Raw genomic sequence first — 23712 nt, forward strand, 5'->3', positions numbered from 1 at the left:
CGTGGCTGCGCACTGGATGAGACGGGCAAACCGGGCGGGTGGCGGCGTCGCCGTCGACCTCGGGCTCTATCTGCTGTCGGCGGGGTTCGCCTGGCTCACCGCCAGCTCCAACCTCCCGGCACACCGCCCGTGGGGGGCGATAGCCGCCATCGGGTACGCGGTCGCCGCGCTCGCCGCCCTCGTCCAGCTGGTCACCCGCAACCGGGGCGGACGGGGCGCCGTCGTCCTGGGCACCTGGGGCGCGGTCTGCCTGCTGCCGCTGGTCTTCGAGGCGGTGCAGCGCGCCGACGGGCGGCTCGACCGGGCCCAGGAGGAGGTGCTCGTCGTCGAGAACTCCGGCATCCGGATGCTGGAGACCGGCAGCCCGTTCCTGAGCCGGGCGGACATCGCGGCCATCCCCGAACCCCTGCTGGGCTACACGCCGTACCAGCCGGCGATGGCGGTGTTCGGGCTGCCCAGGGCGGTGCTGGGCGCGCACTGGTACACCGATGCGCGGGTGTATTTCGCCCTGGTGACCGCGCTGTGCCTGTTCCTGGCGCTGCGGACCGCCACGACGTCACCGCCGCGCCTGTCGAAGGCCGGCCTGCTGTCGCCCGCCTCCGGGACGACCCCCGCGTCGACCGGGGACGAGGCGAACGGGGCGGGGTCCCCGGACGTCCGGACGGCCGGGACGAGCGGGCGGGTACGGGCGCTCCAGGCGGTCACCGTGCTGCCCGTGGCGGCCCTGACCCTCGCCACCGGCGGCGACGACCTGCCGGTGCTGGCGCTGACCCTGCTCGGGCTCGCCTACCTGGCCCGGGGGAAGGACACCGCCACCGGCGTCGTGCTCGGCCTGGCGGCGGCCCTGAAGCTCTTCGCGTGGCCGGTCGCGGCCGTAGTCCTCATCGCGCGGCTGCTCACGAGGCGGTCCACGGGTGCGGGGATCGGGAAACTCGCCGTGCCGATGATCGCGATCCCGGTACTGACCGCGCTGCCCGCGCTGGTCGTCAACCCGGGCGCGTTCGTGGAGAACGTCCTGAAATTCCCGCTCGGTCACGGGCTGGTGAAGAGCCCGGCGGCGAGCCCGCTGCCGGGGCACCTGATCACCGAGAACGTGCCCGGTGGCCGGTACATCGCCCTCGGCCTGCTCGGGCTCGCGGCCTGCGCGCTCGGCTGGTGGCTACTGCGCCGGCCACCACGCACAGCGGCGGCCGCAGCCGCGGTGTGTGCCACCGGACTGCTGACCGCCATGCTGCTGATGCCCGCGACCCGGTTCGGCTACCTGCTCTACCCGGCCGCGTACGCCTTGTGGATCCCGTTCCTGGGCTCCCTCGGTCCTGTGAGGGAGCCCGACCCGGCCTAGACCGCGTTGTACGGGTTCTGGCTGGCGTCCCCGTAGTGCACGGTGTCGAAGTTGCCGTCGTAGTTCGCGTCGGTGGTGGTGTTCCACTGACCGTCCTCGTCGGAGTCCGTCTTCACCGAGTCGTACTTCTCGTCCAGGTTCCGGTCGTCGTAGACGGTGTCGGCCCGGCCGTTGTAGTTGTTGTCCGCCACCACGTGGTCGAACGTGCCGTCCTCGTTGGTGTCGACACCCGCGAGATCGGTGTTCCCGTCGTGGTTGCGGTCGGCGACCTCGCGGTCCTGCCACCCGTTCCCGTTCGTGTCACCGGTGTGGGTCTCGAACTTGCCGTCGAAGTCGTTGTCGTACTCGGCCGACTCGATCAGGCCGTCGCCGTCGTGGTCGTGACCCACGAAGTCGGTCTGACCGTCCCCGTTCTGGTCGACCAGGATGTTGTACCCACCAGAGCCGTCCGACTCGATGGTGTGGTCATCCCAGGTGCCGTCGCCGTCAGCGTCAACAGTGGTGTCGTAGCTCATGGTGAGGGTTCCTAACTAGTTGTTGGCGAAGGGGTTCGGGGACTGACCGGCGAGCGGGTTGGTCTCGGTGTCACCGTAGTGCACGGTGTCGTAGTTCCCGTCGAAGTTGGAGTCGGTCGTGGTCACGTTCGCCTGACCGTCCTGGTCGTAGTCCTTGGCGTCGAAGTCGGCGTTGCCGTCGAAGTTGCGGTCCAGCGTGCTGTGGTCCACGACGCCGTCGTAGTTGTCGTCGGCGTAGACGGCGTCGACGCGCTGGTCGTCGTTGCGGTCGAGCGAGTTGGTGTCGAAGCGGCCGTCGTGGTTGCGGTCGCCCAGCTGCTGGTCGGCGTCGCCGTCGTCGTCGCGGTCGATCGTCGCGGTGTCGAGGTCGTGGCCCGCGCCGTACTGGTGGGTGTAGCCGACCTCGTCGTTGCCGTCGCCGTCGGCGTCGGTGCCCGCGTAGTCCGCGAAGCCGTCGTGGTTGGTGTCGACGACCGTCTCGGAGTGGCCGTCGGAGTAGTCGGCGGTGATGCCGTGGTCGGCGGAACCGTCGTGGTCGAAGTCGAACTCGCTCATCTTGCTCTCCTCAGGCGGGGTGGCTGTGTGTCACCACGATACGAAAGCGGAACAAGTTTTAGCTCCCGGGTTCGTGCCACCCCCAGCAGGTACCGTTGGGGGATGCAGATCACCTGTCCGAAGTGCCACGCCGAGATGCGTCAGTACGAGCGCAGTGGCATCGTCATCGACCAGTGCACTGAGTGCCGAGGCGTGTTCCTCGACCGTGGTGAGCTGGAGAAAATCATTCAGGGCGAGGGTTCGCCGGCGGGTCGGAGCCCGCAGTCGCAGCAGTCGCACACCCCTCCGCCGCCCCCGCCGCCGGCCGCCTACCCGGCCCAGCCGCACCAGCCCCAGCCCGGTTACGGCTACCCGCCGCCGCCCCCGCCGCCGCCGGTCTACGCGCAGCCCGGATACGGACATGGGCACGTCAGCCATGGTTACCGGCACGGTGGCCACGGCCACGGCTACCGCCACGGGCGCCGCAGGAAGGGCTTCCTCGGCGAACTTTTCGACTAATCGCTACGGAGTGTGACAGAGGGGACTCCACGGGGTCCCCTCCCGCACCTGTACCCCACCCCGACTGTCCCCAAGTTGACAGAGCAATTTCGAGGACCTTTCAGACCAACCGGTCACCCAGCTCCGTCCGCGCGTACAGCACCACCCTGCCGGCCCGGGTCCGCGCCACCAGTCCGGCCCGGCGGAGCACCCCGAGCTGCTGGGACACCGCGCTCGGGGTCACCCCCAGACGGCGGGCGAGCTCCGTGGTCGACGCCGGCCCGTCGAGCCCCGCCAGCAGCACCGCCCGGGGCCGGCCCACCAGTTCGGCCAGGGCTTCGGGGGGCCGGATGTCGGCGGTCTCCCACAGCGTGCCGACCCCCCGCGCCAGGTACATGACCGTGGGCGGCTCGTCCGGGCTCACCTGGCTGATCGTCTGGGGCACGAACAGGCCGGGTACCAGCCACAGGCCGCGCCCGGCGACGTCGACCTCGTAGTCCAGGCCCGCGCCCGCGTACAGGCGCAGCTCGCCCTCCGTCCAGCGCACCCGGTGGTCCAGGTCGGTGAACACGGCCGCCGCGCCGTCCCGGGCGAGCAGGCGGGCCCGGTGCAGCATGTCGGCCTCCAGTACCCCGCGCATCCGGGGCCAGTGCGGGGCGACCGCGCGGTGCCAGTACCTGCCGAGGGTTTCAGCGATCGACGCCGGGGAGCGGCGCAGCAGGTCGGGCACGGGTTCGGCGGCGTAGACGGCGCGGATGTCCGCCGCGGCCCTGGCCGGCGGGGTGTCGGCGACCCGGCCCAGCTCCTCGGAGAGGTCCGGCAGGGGCGAGGTGGGGCGCGGGGTGACGAAGTCGGGCAGCCAGCCGCGCGTCGACCCGATCAGGGCGCGCAGCACGGCCACGTCTGCGGGGTCCAGCTCGGCGAGGGCGGCCCGGGTGGCCCGGATCCAGGGCAGGTGCAGCACGTACCGCTCCGGCCAGCGCAGCGCCCACAGGCTCGTCGTGGTCTCCAGCAGCGGCGAGCACGCGAACCGCATGTCCGCGAGATCCTCGACGCCCAGCCGGTACGTGATCATTAAGCCCCATCCTAAATCTCTGCCCGGCGGCCGGCGGCTCTGGTTCGTTGGGGGCATGTCTTCCGTCGTGCACCAGATCGCCCGGCCACACGGCTCGCCCACCGGGGCGGAGTTCGCGCTGGTCACCGGGCCCACCCCGACCCCGACGCCCGGCACCGCCCTCGTCGAGAACCTCTACCTGTCCGTCGACCCCTACATGCGCCAGGTGATGGACGACGGCGACCTGCACGCCCCCATGGAGGGCCGCGCCCTCGGCCGGATCGTCGCGTCGCTGGACCCCGCGCTCCCCGTCGGCGGGCTCGTCTTCCACCGGCACGGCTGGCGCACCCACGCCCTCGTGACGCCCGCCGACTCCCGGCCGCTGCCCGACCTCCCCGGCGTGCCCCTCAGCGCCCATCTGGGGGTACTCGGCGGCACCGGCCTGTCCGCCTACGTGGGTCTGGTCCGCATCGCCCAGCTGCGACCCGGCGAGACCGTGTTCATCTCGGCGGCGGCCGGCGCGGTCGGCAGCGCGGCCGGCCAGCTCGCCCGGCTGCTCGGCGCGTCCCGCGTCATCGGCAGCACCGGCTCGGCCGCCAAGGCCCGGCACCTCACCGACGCCCTGGGCTTCGACGCGGCCCTCGACTACCGGGCCGGCGACCTCACCGGCCAGCTCGCGAAGGCGGCCCCCGACGGCATCGACGTGTACCTCGACAACGTCGGCGGCGACCACCTCGAAGCCGCGATCGCCTCGTTGCGGGAGCACGGCCGGATCGCCTGGTGCGGGGCGGTGGCCCAGTACAGCAGCCTCGAACCGCCGGCCGCGCCGCGCAACCTGTTCGAGGTGATGGCCAAGAGCCTGCGGCTGGAGGGGTTCCTGGTCCGCGAGCACCTGGACGCGCGCCCCGCGCTGGAGGAGCTGCTCGTCCCGCACATCCAGAGTGGACGGGTGTCGGTCGACGAGACGGTGGTGGACGGCATCGACAACATGGTGTCGGCGTTCCTGGGGATGTTGCGGGGGGAGAATCTGGGGAAGATGATCGTGCGGCTGTGACGGCCGGGTGGGGGCCTGCGGCGCTGGGTCGGGGGACGGCCGTGGCTCAGCGCACGTGGCAGCGGCCTCGGCTCAGCGGGTGGGCAGCGCCCGGGTCAGGAGGTGCCGACGCCCGTGAACAGGATCGTCGTGACGCCCGCGCTGATCACCGAAGCCGCGAAGCCCACCGACATCGCCTGCCAGCCCCGGGTCATCATCCGGATCGGCACGGTCAGGACCAGCCCCATCACGACGGCGGTCACGATCACCGCCGGCTTGAGGTGGATGCCGCCGCCGGTCGACGTCCGGGAGAAGAACAGGAACCAGAGCACGAAGAGGAAGGCGGGGACCAGATACCATCCGGCCGTGGCCATCATGGCTGGTAGCACCCTGCGTTCAGCCGAGGCGGGGTCCCTGTGTCGAGGTCCGTCCCAGGTTCCGATGCCTTTGTCCACGTCCGGCATTATTCCTCATTCCGTGACCTGTATCCATCCGCCGTTCGGGCGGTTCCGCCGGCAGTTTCGACACGCCGTGAATTCCGACACGCCCGACTATCTTTCGTCCACAGGCTGTGGGGATTGTTTTCGCAGCTCAGGACCCTGTGGGCAAGTTATCCACAGAAGTTGTGCACAGGCTGTCCACAGGGTTATGCACCGCCGGAGGGCACTTATCCACAGGTTATCCACAGAGTTATCCACAGGCAGATTTGGCTGTGGGGCTGCGGGTTCCTAGTGTCAGACGAATGCTTCCGGCGCGTCGGCGCCGTTCGGGGGGCTCAGCGGCGAACACTCGTGCGTAGCCGCAGGTGAGGGGGACGGCGTGGCCGTATCGGATGACGTGAAGCCCGGCAACGCACCCACAACCAACACCTACGACGGCGCGGGCTACGACCGCACGCCACCGCAGGACGTCGCGGCCGAGCAGTGCGTCCTCGGCGGCATGCTGCTCAGCAAGGACGCCATCGCCGACGTCGTCGAGATCCTCCGCCTCCCCGACTTCTACAAGCCCGTACACGCGACGATCTTCGACACGATCCTCGACCTGTACGGCCGGGGCGAGCCCGCCGACCCGATCACCGTGGCCGCGGCGCTCACCGACGCGGGTGAGATCGGCCGGGTCGGCGGCGTGCCGTACCTGCACACGCTCGTCAACATGGTCCCCACGGCCGCGAACGCCTCCTACTACGCCCGGATCGTCGCCGAGCGCGCCATCCTCCGCCGCCTCGTCGAGGCCGGCACCCGCGTGGTCCAACTCGGGTACGGCGCCGGTGCCGGGGCCGGCCGCGACGTCGACGATGTCGTGGACCTCGCCCAGCAGGCCATCTACGACGTGACCGAGAAGCGGGTCAGCGAGGACTACTCGGTCCTCAGCGACCTGCTCCAGCCCACCCTGGACGAGATCGAGGCGATCGGCGCGGCCGGCGGCGCGATGACGGGCGTCCCGACCGGGTTCACCGACCTCGACCGCCTCCTGGGCGGCCTGCACCCGGGCCAGCTGGTGATCGTCGCCGGCCGCCCCGGCTTGGGCAAGTCGACCATCGCCATGGATTTCGCCCGGTCCGCCTCGTTGAAGCATGGTTTGTCCAGCGCGCTGTTCAGCCTCGAAATGAGCAAGATCGAGATTGTGATGCGTCTGCTGTCGGCGGAGGCCCGCGTACCCCTCCACGTCCTTCGCTCCGGGCAGTTGTCCGACGACGACTGGACGAAGCTGGCCCGCCGGATGGGCGAGATCAGCGAGGCCCCGCTGTTCGTGGACGACACGCCCAACATGACGCTGATGGAGATCCGGGCCAAGGCCCGCCGGTTGAAGCAGCGCAACGACCTCAAGCTGGTCTGCGTCGACTACCTCCAGCTGATGAGCTCGCCGAAGAAGACCGAGAGCCGGCAGCAGGAGGTCGCGGAGATCTCCCGTGGGCTCAAGCTCCTGGCCAAGGAGATCCAGTGCCCGGTGATCGCGGCGTGTCAGCTGAACCGTGGCCCCGAGCAGCGCACCGACAAGCGGCCGCAGCTGTCCGACCTGCGTGAGTCGGGCTCGATCGAGCAGGACGCCGACGTCGTGATCCTGCTGCACCGTGACGACTACTACGACAAGGAGTCCCCGCGCGCGGGCGAGGCGGACTTCATCGTGGCCAAGCACCGTAACGGGCCGACGGACACGATCACGGTGGCGGCGCAGCTGCACCTGTCCCAGTTCGTCGACATGGCGATCGTCTGACCCGACGGTCCCGGGCGGGCGATCGCACCGCCCGGCCCCGCGACGCCATGCTGGGCCGACCAGCCCGAGACCGTTCGCCCCGTCCCCGGACACACGAAAGCGGCGACCCGTCCCTGAGGACGAGCCGCCGCTCCGACGTGCGAACTACTTGGACACAGCCACCTTGACGGTGAACTTCGCCGTGACCTCCGGGTGCAGCTTGACCTGCACCTGGTGGTCGCCGAGCGCCTTGATGGCGCTCTTCAGCTCGACGCGACGACGGTCCAGGATCGGACCGCCGGACGCCTTGACGGCGTCGACGATCTCGGCGGCCGTGATCGAGCCGAACAGGCGGCCACCGTTGCCGGCACGGGCCGCGAGGCCGTACGTGCGGGACTCGAGGGCGGCCTTGATCTCGTTGGCGTGGTCGAGGTCGCGGACCTCGCGGGCCGCGCGGGCCCGCTTGATCGTGACGACCTGCTTCTCCGCACCCTTGGTCCAGCCGATGGCGAGACCCTGGGGGAGCAGGTAGTTACGGCCGTAGCCGTCCTTGACCTCCAGGACGTCGCCGGGAGCACCGAGGTTCGAAACTTCCTGAGTCAGGATGATCTTCATGTCGGCCCTCCTTAGCGGGACTGCGCGGTGTACGGCAGCAGGGCCATCTCCCGCGCGTTCTTGATGGCGCGGGCGACCTGCCGCTGCTGCTGGCTGCTCACCCCGGTGACCCGGCGGGCACGGATCTTGCCCCGGTCGGAGATGAACTTGCGCAGGAGCGCGGTGTCCTTGTAATCGATGTAGGTGATGCCCTCCTTGTCGAGAGGGTTCACCTTCTTCTTCGGCTTGCGGGTCGACGGCGGCTTAGCCATGATCCCTAACTCCTTAACCTGCTTGCAATGAGGCCGACGCCCGTCGGGGCCATCACTGGCCTAGAACGGGGGCTCGTCGCTGAACGAAGATGAGCCTGATCCCTGGCCGCCACCGGAGGAGCCGCCGGCCGGAGCCGCGGAGGCCCAGGGGTCGTCGTTGGCGAAACCGCCACCGCCGCCGCCCTGGCCACCGGAGGCACCGAAGCCACCGCCACCACCACCGCCGGAGCCGCGGGACATCTTCTGAATCTTCGCTGTGGCGTACTTCAGCGAGGGTCCGACTTCTTCGACGTCCAGCTCGTAGACCGTGCGCTTCTCGCCCTCACGGGTCTCGTACGAGCGCTGCTTGAGACGGCCCTGCACGATCACTCGTGTCCCGCGGGTCAGCGTCTCGGCGACGTTCTCGGCCGCCTGACGCCAGATCACGCAGGAGAGGAACAGCGCTTCGCCGTCCTTCCACTGGTTCGTCTCACGATCCATCGTCCGCGGAGTGGAGGCGATGCGGAATTTCGCAACGGCCGCTCCCGACGGGGTGAATCGAAGCTCCGGGTCGTCGACCATGTTGCCGACGACCGTGATGATGGTCTCTCCTGCCACGGCTACTCCTTGTGTGTGGAGACCAAGAGTCGCACCTGGGTACGACAGGACCGGGCGCCACGCGGTCGACGACCGCGTGACAGAAGTACCTAGCGGGTCTCCGGACGGATCACCTTGGTACGCAGGATGGCCTCGTTGAGGCTGAGCTGACGGTCCAGCTCAACGACAGCGGCGGGCTCGGCCTGCACGTCGATGACGGCGTAGATACCTTCGGTCTTCTTGTTCATCTCGTACGCGAGCCGACGGCGGCCCCACACGTCGACCTTCTCCACGGAACCGCCAGAAGTGCGGATCACGTTCAGGTACGTGTCGAGCGACGGAGCGACCGTGCGCTCCTCGAGCTCCGAGTCGAGAATTACCATGATCTCGTAGTGACGCAAGACGTACTCACCCCCTGTGGACTATGCGGTCGCAGGCTCTCTGCGACAGGGGTCTTTGCGTAGTTCACGCGCCAGCGGCGGGGAGGTCCCCGCTCTTGACAGGTGAACTCGGTAACGATACAGCCGCGGGGCGCCGAATCCACTTCCGGGGTGGGACCTGGGGAGGAACGACCACACCTACGAGGTGACGCGAGCGCCCCGCGGGGCCTATTTCCCTACCTGTTACGTGGCCGTTGTCCGAACCGTGCGCTGCGCGCCGATCGCGCGGACAGCTGCGGCGGAGACGCCGATCACACATACGGTGGCCACCATGGCCAGCAGGCTCGACGCGCGACCCGGTACCTGACCTGCGGCTACGGGCTCGATCGCCGGTGAGTCGATCGGCCCCGAGGCCGAGGACGTGGACATGCTCGGGGTCGGCTCGACCAGGTTCGGGGAGACCGCCGCGCCGGGGGCCGGGACGGCGGCGGACGGGGCCGGGACCGTGGGGCGCGGGTTGGCCCGGGTCGGTCCGCCGCGGGGCGCGGGGGGCGCGGGCGCGGCGGGGGCCGACGTCTTCGGGGGCTCCTCGGGGCCACCCTCGGGACCGGGGCTGGGCTCCACCTGGATGGTGACCTTCTCGTACGTGGGGAGCAGGCCGAGACCGCAGGCCGGTTCCATCAGCGCCTCGGCGGGGCCGCTGGCGATCTGGAGGTCCAGGTACGTACCCGGATTGAGGGTGTAGCGCGCGCCGCCCGGCAGGACCAGGTCGGCCCTGATCCGCAGCCCGTTGATGAACCGGACCGGGGTCATCTCCTCGACCGTGAGGTCGGAGACGCTGGGCCGGGAATGGGCGCCGATGCCCAACAGGCCGCAACTACCGGAGAACGTGACGGTGGGCGAGTCCGCGAAAGCCGTGCCGGCCCCGAGAAGGGCACAGGCGGTGCCGAGGAGGCCAACTGTGGCGAGAGCTTGCAGGCGACGCACACTACCCCCTGTCGGTCGGAGTTTTTCTACCGAAGTCAACGACGCGCACGAGTCCAAGTAACGCACCCGGGTCCTACACTCGGCCGTATGCGAATCGGTGCCCATGTCGACGCCACAGACCCACTCGCCGAAGCGAAGGCTCGGGGTGCGGACGTCGTCCAGTTTTTCCTGGCAGACCCCCAGGGTTGGAAGGCCCCGAAACCTCGCGACGACGCGGAGGCGTTGCGGGACAGCGAGGTCGACATCTATATCCATTCGCCTTACGTGATCAACGTGGCGACCGGAAACAACCGGATCCGGATCCCCAGTCGCAAACTCCTGCTCGCCCATGCCCGGGCGGCGGCCGAGATCGGGGCCAAGGGCCTGATCGTGCACGGCGGGCACGTGAACGCCGGGGACGACATCGAGTCGGGTTTCGACAACTGGCGCAAGGCCTTCGCGTACGCGGAGTCGGAGGGCGGTTTCCCGCTCCCGGTGCTGATCGAGAACACGGCCGGCGGCGACAACGCGTGCGCCCGCCGGTTCGACATGCTGGCCCGGCTGTGGGACGCGCTGGACGGCCACGAGGTCGGGCTGTGCCTGGACACCTGCCACGCGCACGCCGGCGGCGAGGACCTGGTCGGGATCGTGGACCGGCTCAAGGCCATCACGGGGCGGATCGACCTGATCCACGCCAACGGTTCCAAGGACGGTTTCGACTCCGGCCGGGACCGGCACGAGAACTTCGTCCGGGGCGAGATCGACCCCGAACTCATCAGTGAGGTGGTCCGGTCCTCCGGCGCGCCCGCGGTCTGCGAGACCCCGGGCAGTGTCGAGGACCAGGCCGCGGACATCGCCTACCTGCGGGAGCGCCTGCCGTGACGTCTAGTCCCAAGCCCACGTCGACGCCCGAGCACGGGACGGAGGAGCCACCGGGCGGGGAGGAGACCAGGCCGGAGGCCGTCACGGATCCGAATGAGTCGGTGAAATCCGCCGATACAAGCATCAAAGACACCACCGAAACCCCCGACGAGACGGGTACGCCGGACGACGGCCGGTCGGAAGGCGACTCCCCCGACCAGGACGGGGACAAGTGGGAGGCCTTCGCCCCGGACGCCCCCAAGGTCCGGCGCGGCCGGATCCGCCGCCTCGTCACTCACGAGTGGACGGTCGCCGCGGTCAGCAGTGTGCTGCTCGCGGTCCTGATGACCTGGCCGACGGTCAAGGACATCACGAAGACCATCCCGCAGGACATCTACGATCCGCTGCTCCAGGCCTGGCAGATCGCGTGGGCGGGACACGCCCTGATCACCGACCCGGTGAACCTGTGGAACGCCAACCCGTTCTACCCCGAGCCGGCGAGCCTGGCCTTCACGGACGCCATTCCCGGGTACGCGCCGTTCGGCATGATCGGCGAGGGCTTCACCGCCGCGGTCGTCCGGTACAACATCGTGTTCGTGCTCCTGCACGCCCTGGCGTTCTTCGGCGCCTACGTGCTGCTCCGCCAGTTGGGCGCGCGCCGCCCGGGTGCCGCGGTGGCCGGCATGGCCTTCGCCTACGCGCCGTGGAAGCTCGCGCACGGCGGCCACATGAACGTGATCTCGGTCGGCGGCATCGCCCTGGCGCTGGCCATGCTGGCCCGGGGCCACGGTTTCTCGCTGACGGCGGGCTACCGGGTCGAGAAGACCCGGATCGGCTGGGTGATCGGCGGCTGGCTGGTCGCTGCCTGGCAGATGACCCTCGGTTTCGCGATCGGCATCCCGTTCGGGTACGTGCTGCTCACGATCGGCCTCGCCGTACTCGTCGCGTGGTTCGTGAAGAAGCGCCCGGTCGTGCCGTGGCGGATCGTGTTCGCCAACCTCGGCGGCGGCGCCCTGTTCGCCACGGTCACCCTCACGATCGCCTCGGTGTACTGGCACGTCCGCGACACCCACCCGAACGCCGAGCGCACAGAGGCCGACCTGGCGCTGTTCTCGCCCCCGCTGCACGGCCTGCTGACCGCCCCGTCGGAGAGCTGGCTGTGGGGGTCGGCGCACGAGCAGGCCCGCACCACGCTGCCGTACCTGGCGGAACAGCCCCTGCTGCCCGGGTTCTTCCTGATCGGCATGGCCATCGCCGGCATGTTCTTCTCGACCTGGAAACTGTCCACCCGGCTGTGGCTGGGCGGCACCACGGTCGTGATGACCTGGCTCTCGCTGGGCACCCAGTCGTGGGGCGACGGCGAGTACGGCTACCTGCTGGTCTACCGCAGCCTGCCGGGCATGGAGGCGCTGCGTACCCCGGGCCGGCTGATGCTCTGGGTCACGCTGCTCCTGGCGGTGCTCGCGGCGGGAGCGGTCAGCGCGTTCGCCCAGCAGGCGTACGAGGTGGCCCGGTCCCGGCCGCTGCACCAGCTCGGCATCCCGCTCCGGCTGGCGATGGTGCTGCCGGTGCTGCTCGTGGGCGTCGAGGGCTGGAACAACACCCTGCACCCGGAGGTGCCGCCCCCGCCGGTCGCGTTCAGCACGCTGAAGGCGCCGCTGATGCTGCTGCCGAGCGACCAGTTCACCGACGAGGCCGCGATGCTGTGGTCCACGGACGGGTTCCCGACCATGGTCAACGGGGGCAGCGCGTTCTACCCGATGCGCCAGGACGAGATCCGCAACGCGTCGATGACGTTCCCGAGCCCCGAGAGCGTGCAGTACCTGCGCGACCTCGGGGTGAAGACGGTCGTCGTGCTACGCGACCGGATCCCCGGCACCGCGTGGGAGCGGGCCGCCGACGCCCCGACCGACGGCCTGGGGATCGACCGCCGCGAGGACGGTCGGACCGTCATCTTCACGCTGTAGCAGCGGTTCCCGGTCGGGTGCGCCCGACCGGGAACCGTCCGGCGCGTTGAAGCGGGTCACCCAGGGCGCGTCGGGCGCCCCGTCGAGGACGCCGCCGTCCGGGTCGTCCGGGTAGCTGTCGCGGACCACGTCCTCGCGGGGCTTGAGGATGTCGCGGACCACGAAGCCGCACAGCACCGCGAGGGTCACGAGCCGGAACCCGGACGCGGTGACGAACACCCACTCGGGGAACGCCTGCTTGCCGCCGCTCGCGCCGAGCAGTTCGCCGTAGAACGCGATGAAGTAGCCGACCTCGGCGGCCTGCCAGGCCAGGAACGCGCCCCACCGGGGCCGGGCGAGGACTGCGAGCGGGATCAGCCACAGCACGTACTGCTGCGACCAGACCTTGCCCGTGATCAGGAACGCCGCGAGCACCAAGAACGCGAGCGCCGCGAGCCGGGGCCGGCGCGGGGCCATGAACGTCAGCGCGGCGATCGCGGCGCAGCAGATCACGAACAGCAGCAGGTACGCCGTGTTGAGGGTGTCCACGTTGCCGGCGATGTTCTGGAAGAACGGGATGCCGTACCGGTCGCCGCCGAGCGGGAAGTGCGCCCCGATGTACCAGAGGGTGCCCCAGTCCACGCCCCGCGTGCTGTTGAGGTCCCAGAACCGCATCCAGGACTCGCGCCAGAAGTACCAGACGGGGCCGTTGATCGCGGCCCAGGTGAGCACGGCCACGGCGATGGTGGTCAGGGCGTGGCGCAGGGGCGGGTTGAACCGCCAGAACGCCGCGAGCCGGCTCTCCGTGGCCTGGTCGGGCTCCTCCGTCACGTCGATGTCGATGGCCGGATCGACCTTCGGCGGCATCCGCAACGTCCGCACCACGAGCAGCAGCAGCGGGCCGACCATCAACAGTGGATAGAACTTGGCCGCGACCGCCAGCCCCAGGAACAACCCGGCCAGCACCGGTCGCTTCCGGGCCCAGAACAGCATCGCCGCCGCCGCCAGGCACAGCACCAGCAGGTCCCAGTTGACCGTGGCCGTCACGAGCATCGCCGGGGCGCACGCCAGCAGGGCGGCGTCCCAGGGCCGGCGGCGGCGCAGCGCGAGCAGGATGGCGACCGTGAGCACGCCCAGGATGCCCAGGACGACCGCGTTGACGTTGTAGAACAGCATCGCCTGGTTGATCGCCGGGTTCTTCACCCCGAGCGCGTGCACCGGGAGGCCGAGGAGGCCCATGAAGGCGCCGGTGAGCACCGGGTACTCGACCGGGAAGTCGACGTACGGGATCATCCCGTCGCTGAGGTGCTCGGCGTAGTACAGCGCGAGGACGTCGGTGTAACAGCCCTTCTTGTACTGCACGTTGTCGACCCACGCGCCGTCCATGCACGGGGACTTCTGCAGCCAGTTCAGGGCGATGACCAGGCACGCGAGTGCCAGCACCACCCGGGCCGGGGTCCAGAACCTGCCCGGCCTGGCCGTGGCGAACCGGCCGGCGGGCCCCCCGACGAGCTGACTGAGTCCTCGGACGAACCAGTCGGTGCGGCCCGGGCTGGCGGTCCTGTGATCGACGTCGCGCATGTGCACATCTTGCCGTACGGGATGGTCCAGCGGTCACACCGACGCCGGGGCGTACTTCGCCGCGGGCACTGGTCGGGCGGGTGCCCCTGTCGACGAACGTCGCTGGACGGATGAGAAAGGTGGCGGTGTCCCCATGTTGAGGACACCGCCACCGAGGGTCGCGCTACGGCTACCGGCGTCTGCCGGTCGGGACCGTGTTCGGGACCGGGAGGCCGTTGTTCGGGTTGGGGTTCGGGGTCGGGGACCCGCCACCGCCGCCCGGGGTCTGGCCGGGGCAGAACGGCGGGAACGGGCAGGACGGGTTGCCCGAGGCCGGGGGCGGGGTCGGCGGGGCCGTCTTGCCGTTGCCGGCCAGTTCGGGGTTGCCGACCGGGGTGGCCTTCGGGAAGCTGGTCGCCTTCCAGTTCATCACCTTGTGGGCGTTCTCCATGAAGGTGGCCCAGATGGAGCCGGGCAGGTTACCGCCGTACATGTCGCCGGCGGTGGAGCCGTTGGCGTTCTTCACCTTGAGCGCGAACTCGGTGTCCTTCGAGCCCACCCACACTGCCGTGGCCAACTGCGGCGTGTACCCGGCGATGGAGGCGTGCGCGTTACCCACGTTGTTGCTGTCGCTGAACTGCCAGGTGCCGGTCTTGGCCGCCGCGACCCGCTTGCCGCCGTCGAGGCCGTTGGACCACTTGCTGTCGTACGGGTGGATGTCCTTGAGCACGTCGTCCATCGCGTGCACGAGGTTGGCCTCCATGACCCGGGTACCCTGCTGGGCCTTGTCCTCGAAGATCAGGTTCTCGCTGACCTTGCCGCCGGAGTTGACCCGCTGGGTGGCCTTGACCACGAAGTGCTGCTTCATGGCGACGCCCTCGTTGGCGAAGGTCGCGAAGCCGGCGGACTGGTGCAGGACCGTGATCGGGTACTGCCCGATGCCGACCTGGGCGTTGAACTGTTCCTCCATCGAGTCCAGCGGCTTCGTGGAGATGTCCACGGCCTCGAAGGTGCCGTCGGGACGCATGTACTGCACGCCGGTCTTGCGCATCATGCCGATGACGACCGGCGGCGTGAGCTCCTCGGCGAGGGCGAAGAACGGGGTGTTCAGGGACTGCACGGTGGACTGACGCAACGTGCAGTGGTCCCCGCACTTGCTGGTGCCGTCGGAGTTGGTGATGGCGCCCTGCTTGGAGCCCTTGACACGGCCGCTCTTCGGGAAGTCCTTCGGGGAGCTGCCGTCCCACAGGGAGTTGACCGTGTACCCCTTCTCCAGGGCCGCCGCCAGCACGTACACCTTCGCGGTCGAGCCCGGCGGGTGGAAGCCGAAGCCGCCGATCGCCCCGGTCTTCGGGTTCTTGTTGTAGCCGGCGAAGTCGCTGCCGTTCACGCCGTTCGGACCGCCGTAGTAGGCGAGCACCCGACCGGTCTTGGGGTCGGTGGCCACGAGCGCCGGCTGGACCCTGGGGTCCTGGCCCGCCATCGGCCAGCCCTTGTCGGTCTTCATCGCCGCGTTCTCGGCCTCTTTCTGGATCTTGGGGTCGATCGAGGTGACGATCGAGTACCCGCCGCGCTCCAGCTGGCTGTACGGAACCTTCTTGGCGGCCATCTCCTCGATCACGTACTTGACGATGTTGGCCACCGGCCGGCCGCCCAGCTCGGTCTCACCCTTCTTGGGCAACGGCTTCACGTCCGGGAACTTCGCGGCCGCCCGCTGTTCCTTGGTGATCGCGCCGGTCTCGACCAGCGAGGTCATCACGTAGCCCCACCGGTCGACGGTGTTGGTGTTCCACTTGTCCTCCGGCTTCAGCTTGTCCGTCGGCTCGAAGTAGCCACCAGGGCTCTTCACCATGAGGGCGATCACGGCCGCCTGCTCGTAGCTGAGCTTCTCCGCGTCCACCCCGAAGTACGCCTGGGCGGCGGCCTGGACACCGCTCGTGTTGCGGCCGAAGTCGACGGTGTTGAGGTAGAAGTTGAGGATCTCGTCCTTCTTGTATTCCTTGTCGAGCTTCATCGCGATCACGGCCTCTTTGGCCTTACGCGTGTACGAGGAGTCCTGGTTGAGGTCCGCCGCCAGCCGCGCGTACTGCTGCGTGATCGTCGACGCGCCCTGCTGGGAGCCACCCGTGAGGTTGTTCCACAGTGCCCGGATCATGCCCTTGAAGTCGACGCCGGAGTTCTGGTAGAACGACCGGTCCTCGGCGGCCACGATGGCCTGCTTCATCGGCGTGGAGATCTTGTCGAACGCGACGATCGAGCGGTTCTCCTCGCCGATCGTGTCGATCAGGGTGGTGCCGTCGTTCGCGTACACCTTCGAGATCTGGTTCAGCGGCAGCTCGTTGGGGAGCGGGACGCTGGTGAAGTAGTAGGTGCCGCCGATGAACACGAGGCCCGTCATCATCAGGACCACGGCGATCAGGGCGACGATCCGGTTCCGCCGCTTCCGGCGCTTGCGCACCTTCGGGTCGACGGGACCCTTGCCCCGGCGGGTGACCGCCGCGACCTCGTCCAGGCCGACGGGGGCGGCGCCGGCGACGGAGGCCCGGCCGGCCGCGCCAGGTCCGGGCGGGGCGCTCACCGAGGCGCGGCCCGTCGGGTTGGGGTCGCCGGGGGGCGGCGCGCCGACCCTGGCCCGCCCGACGGTCGCCCGTCCGGACGTCGACGAGGGCGGCTGCTGGTAGGGCTCGTCGTAACCGCTGCCCTGCTCCCGGTACCCGCTCTCGGGTTCGCGGTAGCCGCCGGGTGGCTGGCTGTATCCGCCGTGGGCCGGCTGGTCGTTCGGGCTGGACGGGGTGAGCCCCGGCACAGACGCGCGACCGGTGGGACGCTCGGGGGGATAGTCAGACATTGGGCACCAATTCAGTCTCGAGCCCGGCTTTGCCGAGCAGGTACTGCTCCACCAGGTGATTCCATCCACAGCCCTGGCACACCTCGACGACGTACACCGTGAACTCCTTGTACATCGTCGCGAGTATGGCCAGTTCCTTCAGTCGCCGGGCCTGGCCGGCCGACTGCTTCAACTCGTCACCATAGATGTAGTGAACGTTGACGAGGTGTTCCCGCCGGCATACCGGACACAGCACCTCGGTGTGCTCGCCGTGGAACCGGGCGGCCGTTCTCAGGTACGGAGAGGCGTCGCACACCTCGTTCGTGCCGACCCGGGCGGCGTATACGTCACGCAGCAGCGCTCGCCGTTGAAGCGAGTAATCCACCACCTGCCGCTGGGTACGCATGGGTTCGAGGGTAACGGCCGATTCTGAGAGGAGCGAGGGGCCGCTTGTCGACACGTGTGGCGAGGGGATACCGTTACGATGTATCGAGCCGATACATCGAGCCGTAGCAAGGGAGGTCCGGATGCTGGAACTGGCGATCCTGGGTCTCCTGCACGAGGCGCCGATGCACGGCTACGAGCTGCGCAAACAGCTCGCGGTGAAGGTCGGGGCGTTCCGGGCGGCGATCAGTTACGGCTCGCTGTACCCGACGCTGCGCCGACTTCAGGCCGGCGGCTGGATCACCGAGGAGAGCGACCCGAACGAGACCCCGACCCTGGTCGGGCGTCGCAGCAAGGTCGTCTACAAGATCACCGCAGAGGGCAAGGAGCGCTTTCAGGAGCTCCTGGTCGCGGCGGGGCCCGAGACGTATGACGACGAGGGCTTCGGCGTGCACTTCGCGTTCTTCGCGCGCACCGATCCGGCCACCCGGCTCCGCATCCTCGAGGGACGCCGGCGCCGGATAGAGGAGCGACGCGAGGGGCTGCGGGAGACCCTGCACCGGGCCGCCGAGCGGCTCGACGCCTACACGCAGGAGCTGCAGCGCCACGGCCTCGAGGGGGCCGAGCGCGAGGTGCGGTGGCTCGAAGAGCTCATCGCCCACGAGCGGGCAGGCAGTGGTCCGTCTGTGACGGTCGCCACAGAACCCGCTCAGGCCACCGAGGCCACCCCGCCACCTGAGGCGGCGACAGACCGATGAAGAGAAACAGTGAAGGAGGCAGCGCGATGGGTTCCGTACGGGTAGCCATCGTCGGTGTCGGCAACTGCGCGTCGTCCCTGGTCCAGGGCGTCGAGTACTACCGCAACGCCGACCCCGCTGAGCGAGTACCGGGCTTGATGCACGTCAAGTTCGGCGACTACCACGTGAATGATGTGGAGTTCGTCGCGGCATTCGACGTCGACGCCAAGAAGGTCGGCCGCGACCTCTCCGAAGCGATCGTCGCCAGCGAGAACAACACCATCAAGCTGTGCGACGTGCCGCCGACCGGCGTCACCGTGCAGCGTGGCCCGACCCACGACGGCCTCGGCGAGTACTACACCGAGATGGTCGACGAGTCCGACGAGGCGCCGGTCGACGTGGCCGCCGCTCTCCGTGAGGCCCGGGTCGACGTCGTCGTCGCGTACCTCCCGGTCGGTTCCGAGGTCGCCGCCAAGTCCTACGCCCAGGCCGCCATCGACGCGGGCTGCGGCTTCGTCAACGCGCTGCCGGTGTTCATCGCCTCCGACCCCGAGTGGGCCGCGAAGTTCGAGGCCGCCGGGCTGCCGATCGTCGGCGACGACATCAAGTCCCAGGTCGGTGCCACGATCGTGCACCGCGCGCTGGCGAAGCTGTTCGAGGACCGGGGCGTCGAGCTGCTGCGCACCTACCAGCTCAACTTCGGCGGCAACATGGACTTCATGAACATGCTGGAGCGCAAGCGCCTCGTGTCCAAGAAGATCTCCAAGACCCAGTCGGTCACCTCGCAGATCCCGCACGAGATGCGCGGCTCCGACGTGCACATCGGCCCGTCGGACTACGTGCCGTGGCTCGACGACCGCAAGTGGGCCTACATCCGGCTCGAGGGCCGCTCGTTCGGCGACACCCCGCTGAACGCGGAGCTCAAGCTCGAGGTGTGGGACTCCCCCAACTCGGCCGGCGTCATCATCGACGCGCTGCGGGCCGCGAAGATCGCCAAGGACCGGGGCATCGGTGGTCCGATCCTGTCCGCGTCGAGCTACTTCATGAAGTCGCCGCCGGTGCAGTACAACGACCACGACGCGCACCAGGCCGTGGAGAACTTCATCAACGGCGAGATCAAGAGCTAGTTCTTCTCTTGGTACGAGTGGGGCCGCACCCGACAGGGTCGGCCCCTTCGTCGTACCCGTCGCATGGGGTTGGGTCGGGAACTCTTCGAGCCGGCCCTTTCGAGGCACACGACGAGGGCCCAGGCGATTGCCCGGGCCCTCGGTCGACGCGCAGAAGGTCAGTCGTAGGAGCGGCGGGAGCGGTAGCCGCCGACCGCCCGGGCGCCGGCCAGACCGGCCACCAGCAGCAGCACCGTCGCGGCGGCGGTCAGCCAGAAGCCGAGCTGGAACACCTGGAGCGCCGCCGGATGCCGCAGGACGTAGAGCAGCCCGCCGACGAGCGCGATGGCGAACGCGACCCACGCCAGGTCGCGCGGGCCGATGACGACGGCCATCAGGGCGACCACGGCGGCGACCAGCAGCACCATCCCGAAGGACACGTAGAAGTTGGCCGGGGCGGTGTTCGAATTGCCCGCGAGCAGGTCGAGGGCCGGGTACTGCGACGGCAGCATGGCGTTCAGCCACGGCTGGAAGGCGGCGAGGCCGAGCAGGACGGCGGCGATGAACGTGACGATGGGTCGATCTCATCGGGCACTCTCCATCTCAGACGGTCGGTGGGGACCCCGGTTGGATACCCACCGGGCGGGCGTCCCAACCGCCGGGCGCACGCGGCGCCGGTCCGGCCGGCACAACCGACATGCCGCACCGCCGCCGCTCCGGCCGGCACAACCGACATATGGCCGGTCTGCGGCGCCCGAGTCGTCCAGGACACAGGGCGCGGGTCTGCGCAGGTGGCGGGGGTGCCCTACCGTTAGGTCGTGGGACTCGCGACGCTGATCTTCCTGTGTGTCGGTGGCTTCAGCCTGGTCATGCTCGCGCTGTCCGTCTTCGGCAGCCACCTGCATCTCGGGCACGGCGACATCGACAGTTCCATCACCCTGCCCGGCCTCGCCGGCTTCGTCGGGGCGTTCGGCTTCGCCGGGGCCATCGCGGCCGAGCTGACCCCGGGTCACGCCCTCGACGGCCTGGTCGGCGCGGGCGTCGGCATCCTCGCGGCCGTGCCCGTCGGCTACGGCGCGACCCGGCTCACCCGCGCGGCGCAGCGGATGGGCACCGACTCCACCCCGACCTCGGACGCCCTGGTCGGGTCTGTGGGCGTCATCCTCACCGCAACCCGTTCAGGGGGGTACGGAGAGGTCCGGCTGACCATGGCCGGCCAGTCGATGAAGTTCAACGCCCGGTCGGAGGAGCCGCTCGCCGCAGGCACGTCGGTGCTCGTCATCGGCACTGTCAGCCCGAGCTGCGTGCTCGTCCAGCCCACTCCCCAGTTCTTCCAGAAGGACGGTCAATGAGCTCCATCCTGATCGCCGTCATCGGCGGCGCCGCACTACTACTGCTGATCGTGTTGTTCATCCTGTCCCGGATCAAGGTGGCAGGCCCCAACGAGGCGTTCATCGTCACCGGCCGCAAGGGCAAGGCGACCACCGCCGCCGACGGTACGGTCGTGACGGACATGTCCGGCCAGAAGGTCGTGATGGGCGCGTCGGTGTTCGTCATGCCGGTCGTCCAGCAGCTGTACAAGCTCGACCTGTCCAGCCGCGAGATCCCGGTGTCGATCACGGGCGCGGTCAGCAAGCAGGGCATCCGGTGTGACGCCGACGCCGTGGCCATCGTGAAGGTCGGCGGCACCGCCGAGGCCATCCGGCCGGCCGCCCAGCGGTTCCTGCACCAGCAGGAGAAGATCGCGGACTTCACGGCCCAGGTGCTGGCGGGCGCGCTGCGGTCCATCGTCGGCCGGCTCACGGTCGAGGAGATCATCCGGGACCGGGCGGCGTTCGCGGCCGAGGTCGCCGAGGAGGTCGAGAACACGCTGTCGCACCAGGGGCTGGTGCTCGACGCGTTCCAGTTGGAGGACATCCGCACCGCCGGGTCGTACCTGGAGGACCTGGGCCGGCCCGAGGCGGCCCGGTTGCAGCAGACCGCGGCGATCGCCGAGGCGCAGGCCCGGCAGGCGTCCGAGCAGGCCCGGATGCGCGCCGAGGAGCTGATCGCGGAGGCGAACCGGAACCTGGAGCTCAAGCAGGCCGAGGTGCAGGCCGAGATCGACGCGGCCCGGGCCAGGTCCGCCGCCGCCGGTCCGCTGGCCGAGGCGGAGCGCCAGCAGGCCATCCTCATGGAGCAGCAGAAGGTCGCCGAGCGCAACGCCGAGCTCAAGGAGCGCGAGCTCAACACCGAGGTGCGCAAGCCGGCGGACGCGGCGCGGTACAAGCTGGAGCAGGAGGCCGAGGCCGCCCGCAACGCCGCGGTGTTCGAGGCCGACGCCCAGCGCCAGGCGGCCGTCGCGCGCGCCCAGGCCCAGGCGGAGACCGCCCGGCTGAGCGGTGAGGGCGAGAAGTCCCGGCGTACGGCACTGGCGGAGGCCAACGCGATCGAGGGCGCCAAGGAGGGTGAGGCCGAGAAGTTCCGTCGGCAGGCCATCGCCGAGGCCGTCGAGCGCGAGGGTGCCGCCGAGGCGTCCGCGATCCTCGCCCGGGGCCAGGCCGAGGCCGAGGCGATGGAGAAGAAGGCCGAGGCGTTCGCCCGGTACGGCGAGGCCGCGATCCTCGACCTCCTCGTCACGGTGCTGCCGCAGGTGGTCAAGGAGGCGTCCGCGCCGATGGCCTCGATCGACAAGCTGACCGTGATCTCCACGGACGGGGCGTCCTCGCTGACCAAGTCGGTCGCGTCGAACGTGGCGCAGGGCCTCCAGCTGGGTACGGACCTGACCGGTATCGACCTCGCCGGCCTGCTCGCGCGCCTCGGCGGGGCGGCGGCCGACACCAAGGTCGACGCGAAGGTGCTCGACGCCGAGTAGGTCGGGCGGAACGTGGCGCCGCTGGCGGGTGGCACGTAACGTCGCTGGTCGGGCGGCACGACCCGTCCCCACACGTGGCGTGATCGACACGATACGCACGGAAAGGGCCCCGGTTTTCCGGGGCCCTTTTTGTTGGAACCGCATCTTCTGACGCAAGCCGTACACTCGGGCGGTGGTTGCCACTCGGGAGTTGCGCGCGGTGCTGTCCCGGCGAGGGTTCCGCCGGCTGCTCGGCGTCCGGCTGTCGAGCCAGTTCGCCGACGGGCTGTTCCAGGCGGGCATCGGCGGCAGCGTCCTGTTCAACCCGCAGAACGAGACGAGCCCCGTGGCGATCGCGATGGGCTTCGCGATCCTGCTCCTGCCGTACTCGTTGATCGGCCCCTATGTCGGGGTCTTCCTGGACCGGTGGAGCCGGCGCAACATCCTGGCGATGGCCAACCTGAGCCGGGCGCTCCTGATCATCCCGGCGGCGGGGCTGCTGTGGCTGGGGCACTCGGACCTGCCGTTCGCGCTGGTCGCGCTCCTGATCCTCGCAATCAACCGGTTCTTCCTCGCCTGCCTGTCCGCGTCGCTGCGGCACGTCGTGGAGGACGAGCGGCTGGCCACGGCCAACGCGGTGGCGAACACGATGGGCACGATGGCGTTCACGAGCGGGCTGGCCACGGCGGTCGGGCTGCTCACGCTGGTCGGGGCCAGGTTCCACGGGTACGCGATCATCGTGCTCACCGCCCTCGTCGGCTACGGCGCGTCCTCCCTGCTGGCGAAGGTGCTCTTCCACTGGGAGGTCCTGGGGCCCGACGCGGCCGACCGGCTGCGGCACAGCCACCTGTCCGTCCCGCAGGCCCTGGCGGTCGCCGCCCGGGGCATGGTCGACGGCGCGCGGCACCTGTCCTCCCGGAAGAACGCGTACTTCGCCCTCCTCGCCCAGGGCGCCGCGCGCGGCCTGTACGGCCTGCTGACCATCGCGACGCTGCTGTTCGCGAAGACGATGGGCCACGGCAAGGAGTTCCTCGGCCTGGTCTTCGCGTGCGGGGCGGTGGGCGCGCTGGTCGCGGCCCTGATCACCCCGGCGGCGACCCGGCGCTGGGGTGGCCCGCGCTGGCTGCTGACGCTGCTGGTCGTCGACGCGGTGGCGATCGGCACGATGACCCCGAGCTTCGAGCCGTGGCTGCTGCTCGCCGGGGTGTTCGTCCTGAACATCGCCTCGATGGGCATGAAGATCGTGGTGGACACGTCGATCCAGCACGAGTGCGACGACGAGTACCAGGGCCGGGTGTTCAGCGTGAACGACACCGCCTTCAACTCGCTCAACGTGGTGGGGCTGTTCATCGGCGCGTACCTGCTGCCGGCCAACGGCAAGTCGGTGATCACCATGTTCTGCATCGCCGTGGGGTACGCGGCGCTGGCGACCTGGTACTTCTCGGTGCAGCGGCGGGGGACACTGATCCGGGCGTGAGGCCGGTGGGGGCGTGTGAGGTCC

General features: G+C 69.7%; 23 protein-coding genes and 1 pseudogene. 11 read left to right on the forward strand and 13 right to left on the reverse strand.

The genetic code is table 11. The features are described 5' to 3' along the window. Positions 1-16 precede the first annotated feature (16 nt). The gene (locus AB0M43_RS29720) at positions 17-1342 is read left to right on the forward strand and encodes a glycosyltransferase 87 family protein (protein ID WP_363729090.1); all 1326 of its coding nucleotides are present in this window, start codon (positions 17-19) and stop codon (positions 1340-1342) included. Here the strand turns inward: AB0M43_RS29720 and AB0M43_RS29725 are convergent. Beyond that, a complete protein-coding gene (locus tag AB0M43_RS29725; protein WP_363729091.1) occupies positions 1339-1857 on the reverse strand; it encodes a hypothetical protein in 519 nt (172 codons plus the stop codon). The genes AB0M43_RS29720 and AB0M43_RS29725 overlap by 4 nt on opposite strands. A 15-nt stretch (positions 1858-1872) precedes the next feature. Then, the gene (locus AB0M43_RS29730) at positions 1873-2412 is read right to left on the reverse strand and encodes a hypothetical protein (protein WP_363729092.1); all 540 of its coding nucleotides are present in this window, start codon (positions 2410-2412) and stop codon (positions 1873-1875) included. Between the two features lie 102 nt (positions 2413-2514). Here AB0M43_RS29730 and AB0M43_RS29735 point away from each other — a divergent pair, with 102 nt between their 5' ends. Further along, a complete protein-coding gene (locus AB0M43_RS29735; protein ID WP_363729093.1) occupies positions 2515-2910 on the forward strand; it encodes a zf-TFIIB domain-containing protein in 396 nt (131 codons plus the stop codon). 100 nt (positions 2911-3010) lie between these two features. Here AB0M43_RS29735 and AB0M43_RS29740 read toward each other — a convergent pair whose 3' ends face one another. Beyond that, a complete protein-coding gene (locus AB0M43_RS29740) occupies positions 3011-3964 on the reverse strand; it encodes a helix-turn-helix domain-containing protein (RefSeq protein ID WP_363729094.1) in 954 nt (317 codons plus the stop codon). Positions 3965-4019: 55 nt separating this feature from the next. On the opposite strand from AB0M43_RS29740, the gene AB0M43_RS29745 reads away from it, so the two are divergent. Continuing rightward, positions 4020-4997, forward strand: coding sequence for an NADP-dependent oxidoreductase (locus AB0M43_RS29745; protein ID WP_363729095.1), 978 nt, complete (start codon positions 4020-4022; stop codon positions 4995-4997). Between the two features lie 95 nt (positions 4998-5092). On the opposite strand, the gene AB0M43_RS29750 is transcribed toward AB0M43_RS29745, so the two are convergent. Beyond that, positions 5093-5353, reverse strand: a complete 261-nt coding sequence (locus tag AB0M43_RS29750; RefSeq protein WP_363729096.1) for a hypothetical protein — start codon at positions 5351-5353, stop codon at positions 5093-5095. A 460-nt stretch (positions 5354-5813) separates the two neighbouring features. On the opposite strand from AB0M43_RS29750, the gene dnaB reads away from it, so the two are divergent. Then, positions 5814-7190: a replicative DNA helicase gene (dnaB, locus tag AB0M43_RS29755; protein WP_363729309.1), complete on the forward strand. Its 1377-nt coding sequence runs from the start codon at positions 5814-5816 to the stop codon at positions 7188-7190. 144 nt (positions 7191-7334) lie between these two features. On the opposite strand, the gene rplI is transcribed toward dnaB, so the two are convergent. The 5 genes from rplI to AB0M43_RS29780 all read right to left on the reverse strand — a co-directional run bounded on the left by rplI (position 7335) and on the right by AB0M43_RS29780 (position 9978). Continuing rightward, on the reverse strand, positions 7335-7784 hold the full coding sequence (gene rplI, locus AB0M43_RS29760; RefSeq protein WP_363729097.1) for a 50S ribosomal protein L9: 450 nt from the start codon (positions 7782-7784) through the stop codon (positions 7335-7337). Between the two features lie 11 nt (positions 7785-7795). Further along, positions 7796-8035: a 30S ribosomal protein S18 gene (rpsR, locus tag AB0M43_RS29765; RefSeq protein WP_197006297.1), complete on the reverse strand. Its 240-nt coding sequence runs from the start codon at positions 8033-8035 to the stop codon at positions 7796-7798. 60 nt (positions 8036-8095) lie between these two features. After that, positions 8096-8632 carry a single-stranded DNA-binding protein gene (locus AB0M43_RS29770; RefSeq protein WP_363729098.1) on the reverse strand — a complete coding sequence of 179 codons (537 nt, stop codon included), beginning with the start codon at positions 8630-8632 and terminating at the stop codon, positions 8096-8098. Positions 8633-8721: 89 nt separating this feature from the next. Beyond that, complete coding sequence (gene rpsF / locus AB0M43_RS29775; RefSeq protein WP_197006295.1) at positions 8722-9012, reverse strand: 30S ribosomal protein S6; 291 nt, start codon at positions 9010-9012, stop codon at positions 8722-8724. A gap of 222 nt (positions 9013-9234) precedes the next feature. Beyond that, a complete protein-coding gene (locus AB0M43_RS29780) occupies positions 9235-9978 on the reverse strand; it encodes a hypothetical protein (RefSeq protein WP_363729099.1) in 744 nt (247 codons plus the stop codon). Between the two features lie 87 nt (positions 9979-10065). Between AB0M43_RS29780 and AB0M43_RS29785 the strand changes: the two genes are divergently transcribed. Both AB0M43_RS29785 and AB0M43_RS29790 read left to right on the forward strand, forming a co-directional pair. Then, positions 10066-10839: a deoxyribonuclease IV gene (locus AB0M43_RS29785; protein WP_363729100.1), complete on the forward strand. Its 774-nt coding sequence runs from the start codon at positions 10066-10068 to the stop codon at positions 10837-10839. A gap of 101 nt (positions 10840-10940) precedes the next feature. Continuing rightward, a complete protein-coding gene (locus AB0M43_RS29790; protein ID WP_363729101.1) occupies positions 10941-12785 on the forward strand; it encodes a hypothetical protein in 1845 nt (614 codons plus the stop codon). 51 nt (positions 12786-12836) lie between these two features. Here AB0M43_RS29790 and AB0M43_RS29795 read toward each other — a convergent pair. The 3 genes and pseudogenes from AB0M43_RS29795 to AB0M43_RS29805 all read right to left on the reverse strand — a co-directional run. Beyond that, a pseudogene (locus tag AB0M43_RS29795) lies at positions 12837-14345 on the reverse strand (glycosyltransferase 87 family protein); the annotation flags it as partial. A 169-nt stretch (positions 14346-14514) separates the two neighbouring features. Next, positions 14515-17172, reverse strand: coding sequence for a transglycosylase domain-containing protein (locus AB0M43_RS29800; RefSeq protein ID WP_363729102.1), 2658 nt, complete (start codon positions 17170-17172; stop codon positions 14515-14517). Then, entirely contained in the window at positions 17165-17557 is a 393-nt protein-coding gene (locus AB0M43_RS29805; protein WP_363729103.1) for a DUF5318 family protein, read from the reverse strand. Before AB0M43_RS29805 ends, AB0M43_RS29800 begins: the two co-directional genes overlap by 8 nt. Before the next feature lie 121 nt (positions 17558-17678). Between AB0M43_RS29805 and AB0M43_RS29810 the strand changes: the two genes are divergently transcribed. Together AB0M43_RS29810 and AB0M43_RS29815 are read left to right on the forward strand one after the other, a co-directional pair. Next, a complete protein-coding gene (locus tag AB0M43_RS29810) occupies positions 17679-18293 on the forward strand; it encodes a PadR family transcriptional regulator (protein ID WP_363729104.1) in 615 nt (204 codons plus the stop codon). A gap of 26 nt (positions 18294-18319) precedes the next feature. Then, positions 18320-19399 (forward strand): inositol-3-phosphate synthase, encoded by a 1080-nt coding sequence (locus AB0M43_RS29815; RefSeq protein WP_363729105.1) that lies wholly within the window; start codon positions 18320-18322, stop codon positions 19397-19399. A 158-nt stretch (positions 19400-19557) separates the two neighbouring features. Here AB0M43_RS29815 and AB0M43_RS29820 read toward each other — a convergent pair whose 3' ends face one another. Further along, entirely contained in the window at positions 19558-19890 is a 333-nt protein-coding gene (locus AB0M43_RS29820; protein WP_363729106.1) for a hypothetical protein, read from the reverse strand. Positions 19891-20196: 306 nt separating this feature from the next. On the opposite strand from AB0M43_RS29820, the gene AB0M43_RS29825 reads away from it, so the two are divergent. The 3 genes from AB0M43_RS29825 (at position 20197) to AB0M43_RS29835 (ending at position 23688) form a co-directional block, all read left to right on the forward strand. After that, positions 20197-20730 (forward strand): hypothetical protein, encoded by a 534-nt coding sequence (locus AB0M43_RS29825; protein WP_363729107.1) that lies wholly within the window; start codon positions 20197-20199, stop codon positions 20728-20730. Continuing rightward, positions 20727-22232, forward strand: a complete 1506-nt coding sequence (locus AB0M43_RS29830; protein ID WP_363729108.1) for an SPFH domain-containing protein — start codon at positions 20727-20729, stop codon at positions 22230-22232. Before AB0M43_RS29825 ends, AB0M43_RS29830 begins: the two co-directional genes overlap by 4 nt. 172 nt (positions 22233-22404) lie before the next feature. Next, positions 22405-23688 (forward strand): MFS transporter, encoded by a 1284-nt coding sequence (locus AB0M43_RS29835; protein WP_363729109.1) that lies wholly within the window; start codon positions 22405-22407, stop codon positions 23686-23688. The last annotated feature ends 24 nt before the right edge of the window (positions 23689-23712 follow it).

This window comes from Longispora sp. NPDC051575 (assembly GCF_040681875.1).
GTDB lineage: Bacteria > Actinomycetota > Actinomycetes > Mycobacteriales > Micromonosporaceae > Longispora.

Excerpts from the sequence above, each read along its gene's own strand:
- AB0M43_RS29720 (WP_363729090.1), top strand. The coding sequence starts at position 17 with ATGAGACGGGCAAACCGGGCGGGTGGCGGCGTCGCCGTCGACCTCGGG.
- AB0M43_RS29725 (WP_363729091.1), bottom strand. The coding sequence starts at position 1,857 with ATGAGCTACGACACCACTGTTGACGCTGACGGCGACGGCACCTGGGAT.
- AB0M43_RS29730 (WP_363729092.1), bottom strand. The coding sequence starts at position 2,412 with ATGAGCGAGTTCGACTTCGACCACGACGGTTCCGCCGACCACGGCATC.
- AB0M43_RS29735 (WP_363729093.1), top strand. The coding sequence starts at position 2,515 with ATGCAGATCACCTGTCCGAAGTGCCACGCCGAGATGCGTCAGTACGAG.
- AB0M43_RS29740 (WP_363729094.1), bottom strand. The coding sequence starts at position 3,964 with ATGATCACGTACCGGCTGGGCGTCGAGGATCTCGCGGACATGCGGTTC.
- AB0M43_RS29745 (WP_363729095.1), top strand. The coding sequence starts at position 4,020 with ATGTCTTCCGTCGTGCACCAGATCGCCCGGCCACACGGCTCGCCCACC.
- AB0M43_RS29750 (WP_363729096.1), bottom strand. The coding sequence starts at position 5,353 with ATGATGGCCACGGCCGGATGGTATCTGGTCCCCGCCTTCCTCTTCGTG.
- rplI (WP_363729097.1), bottom strand. The coding sequence starts at position 7,784 with ATGAAGATCATCCTGACTCAGGAAGTTTCGAACCTCGGTGCTCCCGGC.
- rpsR (WP_197006297.1), bottom strand. The coding sequence starts at position 8,035 with ATGGCTAAGCCGCCGTCGACCCGCAAGCCGAAGAAGAAGGTGAACCCT.
- AB0M43_RS29785 (WP_363729100.1), top strand. The coding sequence starts at position 10,066 with ATGCGAATCGGTGCCCATGTCGACGCCACAGACCCACTCGCCGAAGCG.
- AB0M43_RS29800 (WP_363729102.1), bottom strand. The coding sequence starts at position 17,172 with ATGTCTGACTATCCCCCCGAGCGTCCCACCGGTCGCGCGTCTGTGCCG.
- AB0M43_RS29805 (WP_363729103.1), bottom strand. The coding sequence starts at position 17,557 with ATGCGTACCCAGCGGCAGGTGGTGGATTACTCGCTTCAACGGCGAGCG.
- AB0M43_RS29810 (WP_363729104.1), top strand. The coding sequence starts at position 17,679 with ATGCTGGAACTGGCGATCCTGGGTCTCCTGCACGAGGCGCCGATGCAC.
- AB0M43_RS29815 (WP_363729105.1), top strand. The coding sequence starts at position 18,320 with ATGGGTTCCGTACGGGTAGCCATCGTCGGTGTCGGCAACTGCGCGTCG.
- AB0M43_RS29820 (WP_363729106.1), bottom strand. The coding sequence starts at position 19,890 with ATGCTGCCGTCGCAGTACCCGGCCCTCGACCTGCTCGCGGGCAATTCG.
- AB0M43_RS29830 (WP_363729108.1), top strand. The coding sequence starts at position 20,727 with ATGAGCTCCATCCTGATCGCCGTCATCGGCGGCGCCGCACTACTACTG.